Here is a 21,462-nt window from a genome sequence, read left to right as displayed (position 1 = left end):
TTAAGCGAGTTGTTAAGTAGAATCAGAGGTCTTGGTGATAATAGCTCAGGGTTTGTAGGGCAAGCGCAAATACATCTGCGCTGTTATCACCATTGACGTTTTTAACCACAGTCACCGCGCGTTGATGATCAACACACATAATGGTCATGGTAATGCCACCCATACTACCGCCAGAGTGCATTACGGCGTGAGGCATGTCGGCCATCAATGCTTGTAGTTCAGTTTCATGTTGGTATTTTTCTCTTTGCTGATAGTTTTTGAAACCTGTCATCCAACCAATACCAAAATTGACCTGTTCACCATTATTGAGTTTGGCTGGGGTAAACATTTCATCCACTGTGGTTGCTTTTAGATAATTACCCTGCGTGTGAGCTACTGCAAACTTGACGATATCACTTGGTGTTGCAATAAAGCCACCGCCAGCCCATTTATAGCTATGATCGGTTTGCGGTGAGTTAATTAAACGGCCCTGATCAACACTATAAGGTCTTGCGCGATGTGGGATCAGGGTAAATTGCTCATCAAAGTATGTGTCGTTTAACTTGAGTGGCGCGAAGACTTCTTGTTCGATAATTTGTCGAAAGTTGCGTTTCGGATCAGCGCCTTCCATCGCGGCGCTAACTAATGTCCAAGCAAATGTTGAATACTGTTGTTTGGTGCCCGGCTCAAACAGTAGGGGATCATCTTTAAACATGGCTAAAGCGCTATCAATATCGCCATACCATTTGTTGAGTAAAAACTCATTGGCGCCTTTTTTGTAATGGCGGATCCCTGCGGTATGTGACGCGAGCTGACGGAGTGTTAAAGTTGCGTGTTTCTCTGGCCAGTTAGTTACATAGCTGGTTATAGGTTTGTCTAATTTAATCAATCCCTTGTCGTAAAGGCGCATCATAGCAGCTGTAGCAATAAGTTTAGAGACACTGCCAATGCGAACCTTATGCTCGGGACTCATTAAAACTTGGTTTTCTATATCGGCAAAACCATAACCCTTTGCCGCGATTATTCCTGATTTATCGGCCACTGCGACAGTAATGCCCGGCACCGTTTTCGCACTCACCGCCGATTGAAAGGCGGTATCAATCGCTTGTGGTAGTTCAGCTGCGCTACTGACATGGGCAGCAATCAATAGTGGTAGGCTGATGAGTGAGTGAGCTATACGGTGTTTGAGCATGGCGGCATCCTTTTTGAGTAACCTTGCAGTCACTATTGTTATTATTTTTAAGGCATTTTTAGGTTGCTCATATTTTCTCTAAATGACAACCCATAGGCGCTTAATTGCACATTTTTCACGTTGTGATGAACATTTAAAAAGGGCGTAAATAATAACGATTGATTATTTTTAGTTGCTTTCACTTTTTAAGGTGTTTACAATCGCCGCGATTTTAACCATTCACACACTGTAGAGGAGTAAACAATATGACTTATACAACTTGTTCCTTTGCAGGTCGTTTTCTTGCCTAGCTCGAAGCTATTTCTTTATTAGCTTTTCAAAGCTAAGCCTGATCAATTAATCAAAGACCTGCCAAATCATTTTTCGTTAGCATTTTTCTATTGCAGAGAAAGGAATTGGTATTATGGGCAAGTCCGTCCAAAAACTTACTGATAACGTTAGCCTTATTGCGTCTAAAGAGTCGTGGATTGAAGGGCTAGCAATACAACAATTAATTAAAACTTCTGAATTATCTGGTATGCACGCTGTAGCGGGTATGCCCGATTTACACCCAGGTCGAGGTTACCCCATTGGGGCTGCCTTTTTTACAGAAGGTAGAATTTACCCCGCTTTAGTGGGGAATGATATTGGCTGCGGTATGTCGCTTTGGCAAACCAATACTAAGTTAGCCAAGTTAAATGTAGATAAGCTCGCAAAACGCTTAAGCGATGTTGAACAGCCGCTAGATGAAAGTTGGCACACATTGATTAGCGAGCGAAAACATGAACTGGCTATCACACAAACTGGTTTTGATAGCGCCCTTGGCACCATAGGTGGTGGCAATCATTTCGCTGAATTTCAGGCGATTGAAGAGGTGTTTGATCAACAAGCGTTACTTGCTTTAGGCCTACAACCTAAACAATTGCAGCTATTGGTGCATTCTGGCTCTAGAGGCTTAGGGCAAGCTATTTTAGTTAAGCATATTGCAGAGCATAACCATGATGGCCTTGAGGTAGTAAGTGATGCCTTTACAGATTATATGGCCAAACATGACGAAGCCCTGCGTTGGGCCCAGTTAAACCGAGAACTGATCGCACGGCGTTTTTTACAAGCTATTCGCGCTGGTGGCGAAGAGGTTTTAGATGTAAATCATAACCTTGTAAGTCAATCACAGATTGCAGGACAAGCAGGCTGGTTACATCGAAAAGGCGCTACACCTAGCGATCAAGGGGCTGTGATGATCCCTGGCTCTCGCGGTGATTACAGTTACTTAGTTAAGCCAACGGCTGAGCAAAACGTAAACTTACGCTCCCTTGCACATGGCGCTGGTCGCAAATGGAAGCGTGGAGAATGCCAAGGCCGTTTGAGTCACAAGTTTAAAAAGGAAGATTTATATCGCACTGCGTTTGGTAGCAGGGTGATCTGTAATGATAAAACGCTGCTTTATGACGAAGCACCACAAGCTTACAAAGACTGCCAAACAGTTATTGATGACCTTGTTGATGCTGGGCTGGTTACTGTAATTGCCAAATTAAAGCCTGTGCTTACCTTTAAAACACAAGGAACGTGCGGATGATCTTAGTGCAATTATCGTCAGGGGCGGGTCCTTTAGAGTGCTGTAAAGCAGTGGCAATGGCTGTTAAGCGCCTTGAGTGTGATGCTAAAGCGTTAGCTATTAAGGTGAATACTCTTGCAGTAGAGCAAGCTGAGCTTTCAGGCTGCTACAAATCGGTACTGCTTGAATTAACCTGTGCTGAGCCGCAAATTTTAAAACAGTTTGCGCAGCAATGGCATGGCTCGATGTTGTGGGTTTGTCAAAGCCCATTCAGAGCAAGGCATAAGCGTAAAAACTGGTATTTTGGCGGTCAACTATTTGAAATAGCTGAGCAAACTTTTGATAGCGAGATCCGCTTTCAGCAATGCCGCGCAAGTGGCGCGGGAGGCCAACATGTAAACACCACTGATTCGGCTGTTCGTGCTACCCATGTTGCGACAGGAATTACTGTTCGCGTAGAGAGTGAACGAAGTCAGCATGCGAATAAACGTTTAGCCCGAGTTTTGCTAATGCAAAAACTGGCAGAGCAAACTCAGCAGGCTGCAAGCCAGCAGCAAAAGTCGCGGTGGCAACAACACAATGAGCTGCAACGGGGTAATCCGATTCGTACGTTTAAGGGCCCTGAATTTAGCCAGACTCACAAAGGAAAAGGACATGGAAAACTTACTGTTTATATGTAGCCGTAATCAGTGGCGTAGCCCAACGGCAGAAAAGGTATTCAACCAATACAATGGCATTAAAGCCCGCTCTGCAGGCACAAGCCCACGAGCAAGGCATACGGTAACAGCTGCTGATATTAATTGGGCAGATATAATTTTTGTGATGGAACATAAGCATAAACAACGCCTTAAAGCGCAGTTTAGCCGTTTATTACAGCACAAGCCGATTCAGGTACTCGATATACCCGATGAGTTCCAATATATGGATGAGGCACTCATTGAAACTTTAAAGCAGTCAGTCGATCACTATTTCGACCACACTGCATAATAAATAAAACGAGGATAGAACGATGTAATTCCATCAAGGCACAGCAATCCAAACACTTATAGTGACACTACTATGAGTACGTACTGCTGTGTCTATTTCTTTGAAAGCTAAATGAATTTAGCTACTAATTAGAGTAGATATGGAGAAATATGATGAGAATTAAATATCCTCGTACCCCACACCTTCCATGGTCATTGGGGGCTACGAATGACGACGTAAAGCAACGAGATTTAAGCCATTTTGTAGGCAAACAAGTTGTGGTCACGGAAAAAATGGATGGTGAAAATACCACCTTATACAATGACTACATTCATGCAAGATCGATTGATAGCCGCTTTCATCCATCGCGCGCTTGGGTAAAAGCACTGCAAGCACAAGTAGGTTATAAAATACCAATCGGATGGCGTATTTGTGGTGAGAACCTTTATGCAAGGCATTCAATCTCATACAACAATTTGCCAAGTTATTTTATGGCTTTTTCTGTATGGAATGAGCTCAATCAGTGTTTAAGTTGGCAAGACACTAAGCAGTTTCTTGCAAGCTTGGGGCTAACAACACCAAAGGAGCTGTATGTTGGTCTTTGGTGTGAGCAAACAATTAAAGCTATTTCGATAGATACAGTGAACCAAGAAGGCTATGTGGTGCGACTTGCTGAAGGTTTTCATTACAAAGATTTTGCAAGTGCGGTAGCTAAGTGGGTTAGAAATAACCATGTAACCACCGAGCAGCATTGGATGTACGCAGACGTTATTGCAAATGGTTTACAAAAATCGGCAGGGGGCAAGCATGGAAAAAGTTGAAAACTGGTTAGCCAGCCTTGAGCTGCAAAATACTCCTAGTTTTGCCGAATGTGTAATGAATCTAGGGCGCTTTTTTCCGTTATTAAATGAATTTGAACAAACAGAGCAGGATTCAATTTGGCATGCAGAAGGTAATGTCGCAATACATACTGATTTAGTGCTTAAAGCACTTTATGAGTTGCTTGCCGCTGAGGCTTTTCATATCACAGGTAAAAAGCGACAAGCATTGATTTTATCTGCCTTACTGCATGATATAGCCAAGCCATTGACCACCCGAAAAAAGGAGATTCAAGGTCAGTTAAGGGTTGTAGCTCCGTTACACGAAGAAATTGGTGCAAGTTATTTAGCAACGAAGTTGATAGAGCTTCCGCTTGAGCACAGTGTGATCATGGTAATTATGGGCTTGGTGGGTTTTCATCAAGTGCCAAAACGCCTTGTGATTAAAAATCAAGAGTTTAGTGATTATTTCAAGTTATCACTAAATGCAGATTTAGAACTTCTCTATTGGCTTGAATTAGCCGATATGCGCGGTCGAGTTTGCAATGACTTGGCAGTACAGCTTGATTTGTTAGAGCAGTATCGCATGTTTGCACAAGATTATCAGTTATGGGGGGTAACTAATCCCACAACTACATATTTAGCGCGGATACAGGTTAAGCCTACTAAGTCAGAGCAAACATTGTTGGATGGTTATGCCATAAAACAGTTAGCTGATGGCGACATTAAGCTTGTCGAAGAAGCCATTGCTAAAAACTATACAACCTGTCAGCAGTACAGTCATTGCTACATTATGTGTGGTATCAGCGGCAGTGGAAAATCAACTTGGATCGCAAATAACTTAGTCGATTTTGAAGTCATCTCACTTGATGACATTAGGGCTGAAATTAACGGTAAACGTAGCTGCCAAAAAAGTCGCGGGCAAGTTTTGCAACTTGCTAAGCAACGCTTTAAAAAGGCACTAGCTGAAAAAAGAAACCTAGTGTGGGATGCCACAAGCACCCGTAAAGACTTTAGAGAACCATTGATTGAGTTAGCTATTAATTACGGGGCATTAGTCACATTAGTGGTATTTCAATTAAGCGCTAAAAGCTTAAAACAATACAACCACAATAGAACGTTTAGCGTCAGTGATGACGTGCAGCAAAATCAGCTTAAAAAGTTTGAATGGCCTTGGCAAAGCCAAACACATAGACAATTAGTGATTGGCGAAGCAGGGCAGCTACTTTATCAATTTGGTCGTTTTTAATTGTTACAAAATAGGCTCGCATTGCGAGCCTATTCTTTGTTTTTTAAGCGCTTATTTAAAAAATAATCTAGATAGAATAGGCCAACACTAATCGTAGGAACGAGCACCCATACAGGGAGTTTTATCAGGCTTCTTAATATCATTATTGGCATTAAGATAATAAATGAAAACGTACCCAGCCCTCCATCATCATAGGAAGTGCCACTCTCCCATGTTAATGAAATCAATCCCGCTATTAATATCAGGCTTGCTAAAATTGCGGGTAAACGCAAAGTAATGAGCTTTTTCATATAATTCCTTTTTAATTTTAAATAACAAAACTATTCGCTCTCGTATCGCATAAGTGTCGTTTTAAACAACTGATTTAAAGCATCAAAATCGACGACTTTCTTCTTTACGTTAGCTGTGTGGTTTTCATGCCGTGTTAACTCTGCTTCGATAAACTCATTAATTACAGGCACAGCTGGCGCGTATTCTTTTTCTAAGCTTACCCGTTTTCGGGCGAGCAAATCTGAAATCGCAGCATCCAATGCAAGGTTCTCTTTGACAAGCTCCCTTAGTTTATCAAACTCAATCGGAGCAGGTTCATCGTATTTTTCGAGCCACATAATCGCCAGTAGTGGTCGTAATACGTAAAAGTATTTTTTCAGCGGGACGCGCTCTTTTTTTAGATACTCTCTAAAGTTACCTTTTGCCATATGCAGGTAATGATAAATGCCTTTATGAGATAACACTATCTGTGGCATTAGTCGCTTTGCATGTGCAGCAAAAAAGCCATCATCAACATACACTATGGGTGATTGTAACCACTCAATAAACGCGGGATTTGATTTGCTGAATAGTTTGAGTGCTTTACGAATATCCCAACCATTTATATCGATTTCATCGACGATTGGGTATTCAATTACATCTCTTTGCTCTTCAACATCAATTGCTACATACCAATCTTTAGCATGCGCATAAATAAAGCGCACATCATAATCACTGTTAGGACTTGCAAATCCCCATGCTCGGCTACCCGACTCAATAGCAAATAACACTTTAACGTTATGTTCTGCTTCTGCCGCTTTTATGCGTCGCATTATTTCAGCTCTTACACTGTCATCGATTGCTGAGTGTGCTGTTGTGTTATTCATTTTGTTTCCTTACTAATTTGCTCCGTGAAGTAATCACGTAGTTGCTTTATTTCTGCTTCGCGAACTGCTTTTCCGATGGCTATGCCGCTTTTACCTTGGCGTATTGCTTGTTGCACAAGTGCTTTTTTATCTAGCTTGTTTAGTTGTTTTACTAAATCCAGTGCAAGTGTTCGTTGCGCATAAGGCCGATGTATAAAACTTGGTCCCCGTCCTTGCGCATCACACTGACACGCATCCAAAAACTGCAAAAACCGCGCAGGCTTATTTTGCGCATTTAGCTTGTCGACAAGTAATTTATGTAATGTTTTTGGTGTTAGCTGTGCGATTTTGTGACAACGCGTATGATTGTCACTGGTTAATGCTGCCAGCTCATAAAACCGTTTAGGCACTTTTAAACGCTGACAAAACGCCTTGATCACTGCTACGCCGCGTTGTTCATGGCCATGTAAATTACCGTTTAGCTCAAAGCTCGTCGCCTTGCCAAAATCATGCGTTAATGCGGCAAAGCGAGTTTCTACATCAAAATTTAGCTGAGCCGCTCTTTGCAAAACTAACAGTGTGTGGATGTAAACATCGCCCTCAGGGTGGTGTTCTTTTGGTTGGGGAACACCACTCATTGCATCTATTTCTGGAAACACACCTAAACCATACAGCGTCTTGAAGTAAAGCTCAGGGTGAGGCTCAGCAAGTGCTTTTTCGGTTTCTTTCCAAACCCGTTCTGGCGTTAAATAAGCTAATTCACCTTGTTGGTGTATTTGCATCATTAATGCCTTGGTTTCCGGATGTATACTAAAGCTTTCACCAAAACGAGCTAAAAATCGAGCCACTCTCAGTACACGTAATGGATCTTCAGTAAATGCGGCTGATGTATGTCTAAGTACTTTGTTATTTAAATCTTGTTGGCCGTTAAATGGGTCTATAAGCTCGCCATCGGCACTCATCGCCATTGCGTTGATAGTTAAGTCTCGTCGCGCAAGGTCGTCTTCTAAAGTTACGCTTGTACTGGCATTCACCGTGAACCCTTTGTAGCCGCGACCTTGCTTTCGTTCAGTGCGAGCGAGGGCATATTCTTGCTTGGTGGTTGGATGTAAAAATACTGGAAAATCACTACCAACAGTTTCAAAGCCTAGGGCTAACATGGTTTCTGGTGTTTCACCCACAACAACAAAGTCTTGATCAGCTGCCGCTCTGTTTAGCAATTTGTCGCGAACTGCACCGCCGACTAAATAAACATGTTTTAATGTGTTTTCCATTGCCGATCATCCTAATTAGGTATCAGTTAATGATACCTGCCAAAGGTTATCATCAAGCTGGGTAAACGTTATCTCTACATGCAAAAGCGTTTTTATGACCTCTGCATTGGTTAAGCTGTGCAAGCTTGGTTCATTGGTTTTGAACTCGCCTTTACCGGCCAAAGCTAATGGCAAAAGCAGCTGATCTGCCAGATGTTCTTCTACTGCCGCTGCTGATTGGGTAAATTGTGTAACCTGCTTTACCGCTTTCAGAGCCACCTTTTGTGCTGCAACGCCATGTTGACCAATAACTTCAAAAATACTGTTATGAGTGTCTGATGTTATATGTAGCTGCAAGCTGTTTCCTGCTCCAATACTTTCTACTTGAGTGATCGTAGTTTCAGCGCCTGTCCAATCAAGGTATTGTTTTACAGTGCTAACTTCACGCTTCGCAACATGTCCCGGTAACTTGTTAACAAGTACTTTAATCGACTTTTTGGCATCCTTAGTTGGCGGTGCAAAATGCGCAAAGGGCTTTAATGTTTCACACGGGTAAATGGTTAACTGCCATTGGCCACCACCGGCAGGGTAAAAGCCATACTTGGTAACTGTGAGCTCACAATACACCCCCATTTTTGCTAAAGCTGGCAAATAACAGTGCTCAAAAAAGCACAGTGAAGGTGACATGCCATTATGTGTGCCACCCTCAAAGGTTATGGTAGAGGGCTGCTTTGCTGTCGCTAATGCCAGTAATACAGTTTGGCATACAAGCGTTGTACTGCCTGCTGTGCCAATCGCAAAGTGATAATCACCCGCTTTTATTTGTTTAGGCGCAAAGCGAATATGGTTTGAGCCCAATTCAACTCCTGCTGTTTCGGCATCACAGATTTGTTGTGCTGCTAACACACAGGTTAGGTGCTGGCGTAACAGGCCAGGCTTTTTTCGCTTGGCCCGAATATTAACGACTTCAATGGCTTGCTTGGTTAACATGGATAAGGTGAGGGCGGTGCGAAGTACTTGCCCTCCGCCTTCACCTTGTGCTCCATCGATTATTAAATAGTTCATTATCATCCTTTTACGCAGACTATTTGCTTTAGCGTATATACAACTTCAACCAAGTCTTGCTGTGCTGCCATAACCTTTTCAATATCCTTGTACGCATGCGGAATTTCATCAATCACCGCGGCATCTTTGCGGCATTCTACCCCTTGGGTTGCCGCTATTTGATCTTGAATATTAAAGACCTTTTTAGCTTTTGTACGTGACATGACTCGGCCGGCTCCATGACTACAGCTATTAAAGCTATCTGGGTTTCCTAAGCCGCGAACAATAAAAGATCGTGCTCCCATACTTCCGGGAATAATCCCCATTTCACCTTTTTGTGCACGTACCGCTCCTTTGCGTGTTACAAAACAATCTTTGCCAAAATGATGCTCACGCGAGATATAGTTATGATGACAGTTAACAGCAAGCTCCGCGGTTTCAAAAGCGATAGGTATTTGCTTTTTAAGCGCTTTGATAGCGTTAAACATCATGATCTCTCTGTTTTTAGCTGCAAAATCTTGCGCCCATTCTACAGCCTCAACATAGTCATCAAAGTATTCGCTTCCTTCTTTCAGATACGCAAGATCCATATCAGGTAAGTTGATTTGATGACGCTCCATTTCTTTTTTAGCCAGCTCGATAAAGTAAGTGCCTATGCGGTTACCAACACCTCGGCTACCTGAGTGCAGCATGATCCAAACAGCATTGTTTTCATCTAGGCAGAGCTCTAAAAAATGATTGCCTGTGCCCATCGTACCTAGGTGATTTACATGATTACTGTTTTTAATTGCAGGGTGCTTAACGCAGATTTTTTCAAACCGCTTCTCAAGTTTTTGCCATTCACCTGCAACAACATCAGGAATATTATGCCAAGCACCTCTGTCGCGAGCCCCTCTACCTCGGCCCGTTCGACCATGTGGTACCGCAGCTTCAAACGCATGACGAATTGCCGCCAGATTATCGGGCAGTTGCAAAGCCGTTAACGTTGTTTTAGTTGCAACCATGCCGCAACCAATATCAACGCCTACCGCCGCGGGGATCACCGCATCTACAGAGGGAATGACGCTACCTATTGTGGCGCCTTTGCCCATGTGAACATCTGGCATGACCGCGATATGAGAATGAACTAGCGACATTTGCGCAATATTATTTAATTGAGCAATAGCTGCATCTTCAAACGGTACGCCTTTTGTCCATGCCTTTATAGGTACCTGTCCTTGTTGTTCGATTGTGTTGTAGTTATTACACATAATTTGATTCCTTACTCGTCCTAGCCTGTTAGGCTATTTTTACGACCCCGTTCATTAGCCCTTCAAGGCCGCCATAAACGGTTAAGTTATTTATTTTTTCTGCGACTTTCTCTAATGCCTCTAACTCTTTAAGGCGCATTAGCGTCGGATTGTTCTCAATTACTTTCGCGGTGTTGTGTAAGCTGCGTGTTGCTGAAGTTTCTTCACGTCGCTTTATTACATTTGCCTCAGCTGCTTTTTGTGCTTCGACCACTTGATTTAAAATGGCTTTCATCTCGCCCGGTAAAATAATGTCTTTTACACCAACGCCAGATAGAGCAATACCAATCTCCTTAAGTTGTTCAATCACCAGCTCTTTCACTGTTTCATTGATATACAACTTATCTAATAAGATATCATCGAGCGTTTTTGTTCCAACCGCTTCTCTGAGTGCTAGTTGTAGAGTTTTGTAGATGAATTCATCCAATTTATCTACGCTCTTTGCTGCAAGCTCAGCATTCATCAGCTTGATATTGGCAGTTAAATTAATGCGCAGGCTAACTCGGTCTTTGCTGAGAATTTCTTGCCCAGATACTTCTACGCTTTGTGTTCTACAGTCATAACATTTCACTTCAATATCATGGTTAAATTGCCAATAGGCATGAATGCCAGGTTGCAACTTCCCAATAAAATGGCCGTTAATGTAAAGTAAGCCTACATGCTCTTTAGCGACTTTAAACTCGGCAATCGGTTTGATTGCGACTGTTTTTTCGCTTCTAATTAAGCGAGTTGCGCTATTTGCACCTGCTCGATTAACTAAATTTAATAATTGCTCAGGCACCGCTTGAGTGTTGTTTAGAGTAATTCTTTCAAGTTTTATAGCCCCTGCATCTTGCCAAATATATAAATGCTCACCAGGAGCGACGATCCCTTGTAGTAAATCATCAACATACAACATACCTAGCTCGTTGTTCTCTAGTTTCCAATGACTTATATGCTGTTGCAAGATTGGGTTATTGCGGTATAAACGTTCAGTATTTCGCTCTGAGAAATACAGCGAGTTAATATCAAAGGTGACAAACTCAAGCTGATTCTGAAAATCCCAATAACGGTGCTTTCCTGGCATTAACACGTCTGTTAGTTGCTGGTCTTTAAAAACGAGCACTCTTTGGTTCTCTGCTACTAATTGTGTTTTTCTTAACATGTTCTATTTCCTTATTGATAGTTAGCAAGTGTGTATTTGTTAACTGAAAAGGCTTTGGGCGTCGCAATAACAGGGAGCATCCGGCTTGCTGTTATCGTTCATACTTAAGCGTTTATCAGTCAGCGCAAACAACGACTTACTAACATTTAAAGTTACGATTTTGACTAAGGCGGGATTTGAACCCGCAACATCCAAATTGGTTTTGGTGCTCTACCTGTTTGAGCTACTTATAGTATTAAGATGGGAATCGAACCCATGACCGACGAAATCATTTCGCTGCTCTACCTCTGAGCTACATTAATAGTTTTGTGATTAGGCATACGTGTTCACAGTGTGTAACGCACCAGGGTGATATTTGAATCACTCCTAATTAATCACACTTCTCTATTCCAAGAGCTGTGCCACAACTAAAAAAGAGTGTTTTTTATTTTTTTAACACACTGATTTTTATGTTTTTTGTTCTATTTTTGTAGTTTGTGTTGTGTGATGAGGTACTTGACGATAGTGTTATTTGGTATTTAAATGGATACAGTTTCTATCTATAAGGATATATTTTGAAAAGTACGATTGTGGTGAGTATTCTCGGAACTCAATTAGACTATGTGGGTAAGCGCGTAGACCGTTGGGCAAGATGGCGACCCAATGTCAGCTTATGTAGTCAAGAAGAGTTCATCGTTAATAAGCTGTATATGATGCATGATACTCATAGCTCTCGTTTAGCGAATAATGTTGCAGTAGATATTGAGTCGATTTCCCCAGAAACCACGGTATGCCTTGAAAATATTAACTTTATAGACCCTTGGGATTTTGAAGAGGTTTACGCCAAGCTCTATGATTGGTGTCATCAACAGCGTTTTGATACTGATCAGCACGATTACTTTTTTCATATCACGACTGGCACCCATGTTGTGCAGATATGTATTTTCTTATTAACCGAGAGTGGTCATTTTCCTGGGCGTTTAATTCAAACATCACCCGATAAGCATAATCAAAATAAAGCGACAGGGAAGATTCAAATTATTGATTTGGACTTATCTAAGTATGATCAACTTGCCACTCGTTTTGATAAAGAGCATTTAGAAGGTAATGCATTTTTAAAAGGCGGTATTCAAACTAAAAACAGTGCATTCAATAAGTTGATTGCGCAGATTGAAGTTGTGGCAATTCGTTCAGATGATCCTATGCTTCTAACGGGCCCTACGGGAGCTGGTAAAAGCCAGTTGGCAACGCGAATTTATAAACTGAAAAAGAAGCGCGCCATTTTAAAAGGTGAGCTTGTGTCGGTTAACTGTGCCACGTTACGTGGTGAAAATGCTATGGCTGCTTTGTTTGGCCACACAAAAGGGGCCTTTACTGGTGCTCAAAGAGAGCGAAGCGGTTACTTGCTCACTGCAAATAATGGTGTGCTGTTTTTAGATGAAATTGGCGAGCTGGGTTTAGAAGAGCAAGCAATGCTGTTACACGCCATTGAAAATAAGACCTTTCATCCAGTTGGCAGTGATCAAACTGTTGCGAGTGATTTTCAACTCATAGCTGGCACTAACAAAGATTTAAAAGCCGAGGTCGAAAAAGGGCTGTTTCGTGAAGATTTATTAGCGCGTATCAATTTGTGGAGCTATCAGTTACCGGCATTAAAAGACAGAAAAGAAGATATACCTGCCAATATTGACTATGAAATGGGTTTATTTGAGCAAAAAACTGGGCAGCGAATTCAATTCAATAAAGAAGCAAAGCAGCTGTTTGAGCAGTTTGCTATGTCGAAGCAAGCAGTATGGCGTGGAAACTTTCGTGATTTAAGCTCTGCAATTACTCGTTTATGTACTTTGGCGAGCTCTTCGCGTATCACTGTGACGGATGTCAATGACGAAATCGCACGGTTACAAGACTCATGGCAATCTAATGTGCAACCTAAAGCGTCTAATCGCCTTGCTCACTATTTGTCAGAAGAGCAAATAGCGAATTTAGATCAGTTTGATATTGCTCAGTTAAATTATGTACTTAGTATTTGTGAGCAGCATTCAAGCATGGCTTCAGCTGGGCGTGAGTTATTTGATGTGAGTCGTACCAAAAAAGCACAAGCCAATGACTCTACTCGATTACAAAAATACTTACGTAAATTCAATTTAACATGGTCTGACTTAGCTTGAATTATTTGTATATACAAGTTTGAATATTAGGCATTTAGCAAAAATAAACCCCGCATTGCTGCGGGGTTTTTTGTTTTTTAACAACCAGTTAAGAATTAAAAGTCAGTCGGTGCTGGTGGCACGGTGAGTGGCTTTTTCGGATTGTCTTTTAGCTCTTTTAAAAGCTCTTCTACGGCACGTTCAATCGATGGATCTTTACCTTGGTAGATTAGCTCTGGGCGATCAACCACCTTGATATCTGGGGTGACACCTTCGTTTTCGATGATCCAGTTGCCATTGTTATCTAAAACGCGGAATGTTGCCGCGATAACTTGGCCGCCATCGACAAGGCTTGGGTTACCTGAAATACCAATTAATCCACCCCAAGTACGGGTACCAATAAGCTTACCTAACCCTGCTTGGCGGAAGTAGTAAGGAATAGCATCACCGCCTGAACTTGAGTAGCCATTGATCAGCATGGCTTTTGGACCATCATGAGCAAATTGTGGTGTTTTCGTTGGCTCAACACCGCGGCGCTTCCAATAGTTAAGCGGTTTACGAGCAAGCCAGGTGATCATGTGCTCAGGAATAAAGCCGCCGCCATTGTATCGGTCATCAATAATCATGGCGTCTTTGGTGGTTTGCGGCATGTAGTTTTTGAACATGGCGCGGTTACCCTCAAACGCTGTATTTGGTAAGTGAACATAACCAATACGGCCATTTGATAGCTTATCAACGTAGGCTGCACGAGAGTTAACCCAGTCTAAATAACGGAGGCCTTGCTCGCTGGCTACAGGCTTAACGGTAACTTGCCATGCACCTTTGCTGCGCGGTTTACTGTTAAGGACTAGCTCAACTTGCTCGCCTTGGGTGTTCTCTAGTAATTCGTAGAAGTTAGCTACGTCTTTTACTGAGCGGCCATTTACGGCAATGATGTAGTCGCCGTTATGTGCTTTTACCCCTGTTGTACCAAGTGGTGAGCGGAAGTCTTCATGCCAGTTTTCACCTTGGAAAATTTGCTCAATTTTTACGTATCCAGATGGATCGCTGGCAAGTTTTGCACCCAATAAGCCGTGCTTTTTACGCTCTGCTTTTGGCATATCACCCGACTGCACATAAATGTGGCCTGAGTTTATTTCACCTGCGATTTCACTGAGAATGTAATCTAGGTCACTACGGTGTGAGATAGCATCAGCCATAGGTTGATACTTAGCTAAAATTGCGTCCCAATCTTGGCCGTGATGGTTTTCATCGTAGAACCAATCACGTAATGTACGCCAGCCTTCAACATACATTTGCTGCCATTCAATTTGCGGCTCAATTTTTAAGGTCATGTTACTAAGATCAAGCTTATTCGCTGCTAGGTCTTGTTTTGCTTTAGGCTCAATTAAGCTGTAATCGTTACCCGCATGCACTAACAGGTGTTCACCGTTGCTCGAAATAGTATAGCTGCTTACCCCTTTAGCCACAGTTTCAAGCTCGCTGTCGTGAGCTGTGCCTATTAATTGTAGGCCGCTATTAGCCAGTGTTAGCACGCCATCTTTTACAGCCGTTAAACCGCGATAATCTCCAGCTGGCGCATTTAAAGCGGTAACGCGCTGCATAAAGTCGCTGCTTTGCAGGGTATTACTGTTTTTCTTGTCGTCCTCTTTTTGTTTATCGCTGACGATTGCTGTTTCGTCACTTTGTAGTGCGATTAGTGGTTTGATGCTGTCATTTACGGCAGCGGCATAAATACGCGTTGCACGATTAAACATGTAGTCAAACTCGTAGCTACTAAAGGCTAAGTTAAAGTCGCGCTCAGAACTAAAGTACAGGTATTGACCATCAGGAGAGAAAGTTGGGCTTTGCTCATTGGTCATTTCATCCGTTAAGCGAGTCACTTTCTTTTTATCAATATTGTAGTGCCACAGTGAGGCATAGCGGTTTTCATTGTTTTTTACATACACAATGTCTTCGCTATTTGGTGACCAAGTATACTGGCGAATACCTTCTTCATCGTAGATGCTGGTATCAATTTTGTGTTGTTTACCCGATTTTGCGTCTATCCACCAAAGTGTGTGGTTTTTATCTGCAAATAACAGTTTTGAGCTATCAGGTGACCAAATCGGTGTAAAACGCCAAATAGTTCCGTTGCTGGTTAGCTGCTTGGTGGCATTGTTGTCGTCGCGATCTTTTAAGTAAATTTCGTATTCGCCACTTTCATCGCTCATATAAGCAATATAACGACCATTTGGCGACCAACTTGCGTCAATTTCGCGGCCTTTAGCTGTGTAAGATAAGTTACGTGTTGGGCCTTGTTTAACTGGTACGCTAAATAGCTCACCGCGGGCAGTAAAGAGTGCACGCTTACCATCATGAGAAATCGACATTGAGTCGATAAAGTCACTCACATTTTTTGTGTACGGCATTGCGTATTGACGCACACCAGCAATGTTAATACTCAGCTTGCTGCTTTTTTGAGTTTTTGGGTCAAAGCGATAAAGGAAACCACCGTTTTCATAAACAACAGCATTTGGGCCAGCTGATGGCCACAGTACGTCAAAGTCTTTATGGTTGGTTAGCTTTTTCGGCTCAGCGCCTTTTTGGTACTGATACAGGTTTAGGGTGTAATCACGGTCAGATACAAAGTAAATGTTGTCGCCAACCCAGGTTGGTTGCTGGTCGGTAGCGCGGTTACTAGTTAGCTGCTCTGAGGTATTGCTTTTTAAATCGTAAACCCAGACATCTTGTGCGCGACCGCCACGGGTGCGCTTCCAAGTACGAAATTCACGGTCAATTGGCGTGTAAACATATTTACTACCATCTGGCGAAAGCATGCCGCCGCCCGTTTCAGGGATAGCAAGAGGCTGCTCAAGGCCACCGTCAGCAGGCACCCTATATGGACGACCCATACGTTTACCCCACGGTGTGCGGTTAGCACGAAATACCACATTTTTGCCATCTGGTGTCCAATCAAGAACACGATAATCAAAACCGCCGCGTGGTGGCATTGGGCCAACATCGTTGTAGTAAGTCAGTTGCTTTAAGCCAGAGCCATCGCTGTTAATGACATAAATTTGGCGGCTGCCATTGTACTCGGCTGCAAAGGCAATGCGTTTACCGTCTGGTGAAAACTTAGGAAAGGTTTCAAAGCCAATATGGTCAGTTAAGCGTTTGCTCTCGCCTGTTTGCGTATTAGCAATGTAAATATCGCCACCGTAAACAAAGGTAACGTTTTGGTTATGAATATCTGGAAAACGCAGTAAGCGCGTGTCTTTTGTTTCGTAAGCTGATGCCCAAGGTGCCAGTGTCGCAGCCATGGCCAGTGCCAACGTTGTTAGTTTTTTCATGGGATTACATCCTATTTTGGGAACTGTTACATCATAACAATTCAGTTTTAAATAGCGATGCAGTTGCGATGAACGCAGTGTTACAAAATGTGTCTAGAAATCAATCGATGAAATAGGGCCGTGAATTTAGAGGGAGTATCGGCTAAAGCAAGCTTTAGCCGACAAATCATTACTTGTAGAATACTTCTACTGTGCCTTTTACCTTTAATAGTAAAGGTTGGCCACGGCGATCAAGCGCTTTTGGAGAAGCGACTTTGATCCAGCCTTCGCTGATATTATATTCTTCAACGTCAAAACGCTCTTTGCCGTTAAGTTTTACACCAATTTCATGCTCGAATACTTCTTCCACATAAAATTTACTACGTGGATTGATAGAAAGTTGGTTTGGTAATTCTGGTTTTTGTGTATCAGTCATAGTTGCGATCTGCATTGAATAAATTGTGCGCCATTGTAGGCAATACCTCGCATTGGCTCAAGTATCTGTATGGCAAATTTATGCTTTACTCGCAGGCTTGTTCTGAATGTTCAACACACATAGCTACAGCTTCACTCTTTTTGTCGTAATCGAAGGTTAGGCAGTAATCAAAACGCATGGTTAGCTCAAGTGTTTGATCATCAGTACGTTCAGGCCATTGCCAATCTCTCACTATTTGCCTTGCTGCTTTTCTAACTTCTTTACTAAAGCGCTTAGGTGCTGAGTTCTCGATATAAAGGTTTTTCACAACACCATCGGGAGTAACTGCAAAGTTAACAATCGCGCAGCCACTACCTTGCTGATTAAGTAGCCCAGTTGGGTATTGCACATAAGGAATATGATCAAGACGTTGCCATGTTGGCTTACCTGTGGAGGTGTCGAGTACCTGTGCTTGAATATCAACAAAAGGGTTTCGGCCTGATAAGTCAGGGTTAGCGAGTGAACTTATAGATGTGCATACGAGTGTTAATGCGAAAAGTGATTTATACATAGTTTTCCCTAACTTGTTTGTTTTTTAGTCATTTATTAATACTAGTGATGAACTTGCATTATGTAAACATTAAAAAGATAGGTAAAAATTCTGTGCGAATGATTTGTTATACTATATCAATATGGTTATTTGTGTTATTTTATAACAAAACATTTCCCTTAATTACTACAATCAGACCTTATGAAGTACTCAACATTAAGTTTAGCCTTAGCTGCGGCGTTTGCAGCGAATACTTACGCAGCTGATAACAGCGATATCGAAACAATCACCATTGAACACAAACAAGCGTTTCGTGGTGATATTCCAACAAAAGATTTACCGCAATCGATCACCACATTAAGTAAAGACATGATGACTGATAACGGTATCACTAAGTTTCGTGATGCACTGGATTTTTCTGCCAGCATTACTCGCAAGAATAATGGTGGCGCATTGTGGGATAGCTATTCAATCCGTGGTTTGTCTGGTAACGAAAATATGCCGTCTGGGTATTTAGTTAACGGTTTTAGTGGTGGTCGCGGCTTTGCAGGCCCGCGTGATGTCTCAAACATTGAATACATCGAAGTATTAAAAGGGCCGGGCTCAGCACTCTATGGCCGTTCAGAGCCGGGTGGTACAGTAAACATTATTACTAAAAAGCCCCAGTTTTATCAGCAAGGGCAACTTCAAGCTGAGTTCGGTAGCGATGATCACAAGCGTATTCAAGGTGATTACACTAATGGTTTAAGCGATGATTTAGCCTTTAGAGTTAATGGTGCATGGCAAGATAGCGATAGCTTTAGAGATTATGTGCACCACGACAAATTCGTGATTACGCCTTCGCTTTATTATCAAATCAACGATAACTCATCGCTGACCTATGAGTTTGAGTATGTTGACCAACAGCAAATGTATGACCGCGGTATTGTGGTGTTAAATGGTGATTTTGATACCGTGCCTGAGTCACGCTTTTTAGGTAACCCAAATGATGCACCAACTAAGGTGCACTCGCGCGGTCATCAATTAAATTACAGCAACGATCTAAACCAAGCTTGGAGCTTGTTATTAGGTGCTAGTTACCGTACTGCAACGTTAACGGGTTATTCGTCAGATGCTGAGCTGTCACCATCGCGTCAGTCATTATTTGATGATGGTAGAACTTTAACGCGCCAGCACAGATACCGTGACTATGAGTCTGATGATTTATCGCCGCGCTTTGAATTAAGCGGCCATTTTGATGTTGCCGGTATTACCAATCATGTATTGATTGGTATTGATGGTTACGACTATGAGCTGCGCACTGGGCTTTATCGCTACCGTGGTGGTAATGGTACTTACACCATTGATATTTATGAGCCAGAGTACAGCACTACTGAAGGCCCTGAAGTGGGCATGCAGTACGAAAATAACGAACAGCAAAATGCGTACGGTATTTACCTGCAAGACCAACTAGATCTAACCGATAACTTAAAAGTGATGTTAGGTCTGCGTTTTGATGAAATTGAACAAGACATCTTTGAAACTAAGTCTGGTGTTGCATCAAACAGCAAAGAAAACCGCATTAGTCCACGTTTTGGTGTGGTTTACGCACTTAATGACGACATTAACCTTTACTCAAGCTATTCAGAAGGCTTTTTACCACTGAGCGGCACCGATGCCGAAGGTAATCCATTTGGTTTTGAAGAAAGCGACTCGTTTGAAGTGGGTGTTAAATTTAGCTATGCCAACATTAGCGGTACGCTTGCTTACTTTGATGCAAGCAAGAGCAACATGCTGGTGGCAGATCCAGTAAATGTGGGTTATTCAACACCTGTAGGTAAAGCAAATAGCACAGGTTTTGAGTTAGATTTTACAGGTTCATTGGGTGACAATACCGAGTACACCCTATCTTATGCCTATGTAGATGCCGAGACTGCAACAGATAGTCTAAATGTTGATTGGTTAGTGCCAATTCCTAAGGGCAGCCCACTTGTGAACGTACCAAAGAATAACCTTTCGATTGGCTTAAACCATGACCTAAGTCTATTCGCACAAGACATAAAGATTGGTGGTCATTATCACTATGTGTCTGACCGTTTGGGTGACCCAGCTGATCTTACCTTCCGTTTACCGAGTTACCAAACTGTTGGTTTATTTGCTAAATGGCGAGCGACTGAACGTACTACGGTATCATTAAATGTCGATAACGTGTTTGATGAGCAGTATATTGCTAGTTCTTACAATGCATTGTGGGCCTATCCGGGGGCACCGACACAATTTAAACTTGGCGTAAGCTATGACTTCTGAGCAAGTTAAAAGCCGTATTCACAGTATCGACATCATGCGTGGTGTCGTTATTCTGCTGATGTTACTTGATCATGTGCGAGAGCGGTTTTTCTTGCACATGCAGGTGGCCGATCCCATGGTGGTTGATACCACTTCGCCGGGGCTTTTTTGGAGCCGCTTTGCGGCGCACTTTTGTGCGCCAACCTTTATCTTCTTAACCGGTTTGTCGGCGTGGCTTTATAGTCATCCAGCAAGTGGCGTAGCGCGCTCAGCACGAAGCTTTTTAATCAAGCGAGGGCTATTTTTAATCGCCCTCGAAGTGACCCTGATTTGTTTTTCGTGGATGGGTTACTACCACACCATTTGGTTGCAAGTGATGTGGGCGATTGGCCTTTGTATGTTGGCGTTAGCAGTATTGATTAAGCTGCCACGCAACCTATTGCTGGTGCTTGGTTTAGTTATTGTATTTGGTCACAACTTACTGACTCCAATCAGCTTTACGCCCGATGAGTTTGGTTACTCGCTGTGGACGATTTTGCATGACCGAGGCTATCTATCACAAGGTGGTTTAATCGACATAAAAATTAGCTACCCTGTGCTGCCTTGGATTGGCGTTATTTTGTTGGGTTACTGTGCAGGTCCTTTATATGCACACACTCAATCGGCGGATTCACGTAAACGAGCATTGCTGCTGTTAGCACTGTTATGTGTGGGGTTATTTGCGCTGCTGCGTGGTTTTAATATTTATGGTGAAACCTTGCCATGGCAAACGTTTAGCACCACAACCGAAACCATGATGTCGGTGTTTAACGTGACTAAGTACCCACCGTCACTGAGCTTTTTGCTGATCACGTTAGCAGGCATGTTTGTTGGCTTATGGTTATTTGAAAGACCACTCAACCGCGTTACTAATGCGCTACGTGTATATGGCTCTGTGCCTATGTTCTTTTATATTTTCCACCTCTATGTACTGCTATTTATGTATCAAATAGGCATGCTGATCTGGGGGGCAAATCAAGGGCAATATTTAGGAGTCAGTGATATATCTGGTATTTGGTTTATTACTTTGTTGCTGGCAATAGGGCTTTATTGGCCAACCAAGAAGTTTAGTGAATACAAGCGTAAGGCTAACAAGCCTTGGCTAAAGTATTTATAACGAAAAATGCCGATATGCTAAGCATATCGGCATTACCTACTTACTATCCTAATTAA

General features: G+C 42.5%; 18 protein-coding genes and 1 tRNA gene. 8 read left to right on the top strand and 11 right to left on the bottom strand.

Annotation, left to right across the window (positions count from 1 at the left end):
- Nucleotides 1–22 precede the first annotated feature (22 nt).
- The gene (locus tag P4S60_RS16765; RefSeq protein WP_337116696.1) at nucleotides 23–1,171 is read right to left on the bottom strand and encodes a serine hydrolase domain-containing protein; all 1,149 of its coding nucleotides are present in this window, start codon (nucleotides 1,169–1,171) and stop codon (nucleotides 23–25) included.
- Nucleotides 1,172–1,574: 403 nt separating this feature from the next.
- On the opposite strand from P4S60_RS16765, the gene P4S60_RS16760 reads away from it, so the two are divergent.
- The 5 genes from P4S60_RS16760 to P4S60_RS16740 all read left to right on the top strand — a co-directional run bounded on the left by P4S60_RS16760 (nucleotide 1,575) and on the right by P4S60_RS16740 (nucleotide 5,738).
- On the top strand, nucleotides 1,575–2,726 hold the full coding sequence (locus P4S60_RS16760; protein WP_337116695.1) for an RNA ligase RtcB family protein: 1,152 nt from the start codon (nucleotides 1,575–1,577) through the stop codon (nucleotides 2,724–2,726).
- Complete coding sequence (gene prfH, locus P4S60_RS16755) at nucleotides 2,723–3,385, top strand: peptide chain release factor H (RefSeq protein ID WP_337116694.1); 663 nt, start codon at nucleotides 2,723–2,725, stop codon at nucleotides 3,383–3,385. The genes P4S60_RS16760 and prfH overlap by 4 nt, the downstream gene beginning before the upstream one ends.
- A complete protein-coding gene (locus P4S60_RS16750; RefSeq protein ID WP_337116693.1) occupies nucleotides 3,360–3,692 on the top strand; it encodes a low molecular weight protein tyrosine phosphatase family protein in 333 nt (110 codons plus the stop codon). The genes prfH and P4S60_RS16750 overlap by 26 nt, the downstream gene beginning before the upstream one ends.
- Nucleotides 3,693–3,841: 149 nt before the next feature.
- Nucleotides 3,842–4,492 carry an RNA ligase family protein gene (locus P4S60_RS16745; RefSeq protein ID WP_288344756.1) on the top strand — a complete coding sequence of 217 codons (651 nt, stop codon included), beginning with the start codon at nucleotides 3,842–3,844 and terminating at the stop codon, nucleotides 4,490–4,492.
- Nucleotides 4,479–5,738 (top strand): AAA family ATPase, encoded by a 1,260-nt coding sequence (locus tag P4S60_RS16740; protein WP_337116692.1) that lies wholly within the window; start codon nucleotides 4,479–4,481, stop codon nucleotides 5,736–5,738. Before P4S60_RS16745 ends, P4S60_RS16740 begins: the two co-directional genes overlap by 14 nt.
- 29 nt (nucleotides 5,739–5,767) lie before the next feature.
- Here the strand turns inward: P4S60_RS16740 and P4S60_RS16735 are convergent, their stop codons facing one another.
- The 7 genes from P4S60_RS16735 to P4S60_RS16705 all read right to left on the bottom strand — a co-directional run bounded on the left by P4S60_RS16735 (nucleotide 5,768) and on the right by P4S60_RS16705 (nucleotide 11,886).
- A complete protein-coding gene (locus P4S60_RS16735; protein WP_130167314.1) occupies nucleotides 5,768–6,028 on the bottom strand; it encodes a hypothetical protein in 261 nt (86 codons plus the stop codon).
- Between the two features lie 30 nt (nucleotides 6,029–6,058).
- On the bottom strand, nucleotides 6,059–6,874 hold the full coding sequence (locus P4S60_RS16730) for a nucleotidyltransferase domain-containing protein (protein ID WP_337116691.1): 816 nt from the start codon (nucleotides 6,872–6,874) through the stop codon (nucleotides 6,059–6,061).
- Entirely contained in the window at nucleotides 6,871–8,127 is a 1,257-nt protein-coding gene (locus tag P4S60_RS16725; RefSeq protein WP_337116690.1) for a multifunctional CCA addition/repair protein, read from the bottom strand. Before P4S60_RS16725 ends, P4S60_RS16730 begins: the two co-directional genes overlap by 4 nt.
- A 15-nt stretch (nucleotides 8,128–8,142) precedes the next feature.
- A complete protein-coding gene (gene rtcA, locus P4S60_RS16720; RefSeq protein ID WP_337116689.1) occupies nucleotides 8,143–9,171 on the bottom strand; it encodes an RNA 3'-terminal phosphate cyclase in 1,029 nt (342 codons plus the stop codon).
- Nucleotides 9,172–9,173: 2 nt separating this feature from the next.
- The gene (locus P4S60_RS16715) at nucleotides 9,174–10,400 is read right to left on the bottom strand and encodes an RtcB family protein (RefSeq protein ID WP_337116688.1); all 1,227 of its coding nucleotides are present in this window, start codon (nucleotides 10,398–10,400) and stop codon (nucleotides 9,174–9,176) included.
- A 28-nt stretch (nucleotides 10,401–10,428) separates the two neighbouring features.
- Nucleotides 10,429–11,583 carry a slipin family protein gene (locus tag P4S60_RS16710; RefSeq protein WP_337116687.1) on the bottom strand — a complete coding sequence of 385 codons (1,155 nt, stop codon included), beginning with the start codon at nucleotides 11,581–11,583 and terminating at the stop codon, nucleotides 10,429–10,431.
- Between the two features lie 232 nt (nucleotides 11,584–11,815).
- A tRNA-Ser gene (locus tag P4S60_RS16705) sits at nucleotides 11,816–11,886 on the bottom strand.
- A gap of 251 nt (nucleotides 11,887–12,137) precedes the next feature.
- Between P4S60_RS16705 and rtcR the strand changes: the two genes are divergently transcribed.
- Nucleotides 12,138–13,730 (top strand): RNA repair transcriptional activator RtcR, encoded by a 1,593-nt coding sequence (rtcR, locus tag P4S60_RS16700; protein WP_337116686.1) that lies wholly within the window; start codon nucleotides 12,138–12,140, stop codon nucleotides 13,728–13,730.
- A gap of 95 nt (nucleotides 13,731–13,825) precedes the next feature.
- Here rtcR and P4S60_RS16695 read toward each other — a convergent pair whose 3' ends face one another.
- The 3 genes from P4S60_RS16695 to P4S60_RS16685 all read right to left on the bottom strand — a co-directional run bounded on the left by P4S60_RS16695 (nucleotide 13,826) and on the right by P4S60_RS16685 (nucleotide 18,006).
- Nucleotides 13,826–17,041, bottom strand: a complete 3,216-nt coding sequence (locus P4S60_RS16695; protein ID WP_337116685.1) for a S41 family peptidase — start codon at nucleotides 17,039–17,041, stop codon at nucleotides 13,826–13,828.
- A 169-nt stretch (nucleotides 17,042–17,210) separates the two neighbouring features.
- A complete protein-coding gene (locus P4S60_RS16690) occupies nucleotides 17,211–17,456 on the bottom strand; it encodes a DUF3297 family protein (RefSeq protein WP_171037140.1) in 246 nt (81 codons plus the stop codon).
- 85 nt (nucleotides 17,457–17,541) lie between these two features.
- A complete protein-coding gene (locus P4S60_RS16685; RefSeq protein WP_337116684.1) occupies nucleotides 17,542–18,006 on the bottom strand; it encodes an energy transducer TonB family protein in 465 nt (154 codons plus the stop codon).
- 180 nt (nucleotides 18,007–18,186) lie between these two features.
- On the opposite strand from P4S60_RS16685, the gene P4S60_RS16680 reads away from it, so the two are divergent.
- Nucleotides 18,187–20,271: a TonB-dependent siderophore receptor gene (locus tag P4S60_RS16680; protein WP_337116683.1), complete on the top strand. Its 2,085-nt coding sequence runs from the start codon at nucleotides 18,187–18,189 to the stop codon at nucleotides 20,269–20,271.
- Nucleotides 20,261–21,406, top strand: coding sequence for a DUF1624 domain-containing protein (locus P4S60_RS16675; RefSeq protein ID WP_337116682.1), 1,146 nt, complete (start codon nucleotides 20,261–20,263; stop codon nucleotides 21,404–21,406). Before P4S60_RS16680 ends, P4S60_RS16675 begins: the two co-directional genes overlap by 11 nt.
- The last annotated feature ends 56 nt before the right edge of the window (nucleotides 21,407–21,462 follow it).

It is taken from the genome of Pseudoalteromonas sp. Hal040 (assembly GCF_037162425.1).
Taxonomy (GTDB): Bacteria; Pseudomonadota; Gammaproteobacteria; order Enterobacterales; family Alteromonadaceae; genus Pseudoalteromonas; species Pseudoalteromonas gelatinilytica.
Note: the sequence above shows the minus strand (reverse complement) of the source record. Positions and strands in the feature narration are given on the sequence as shown.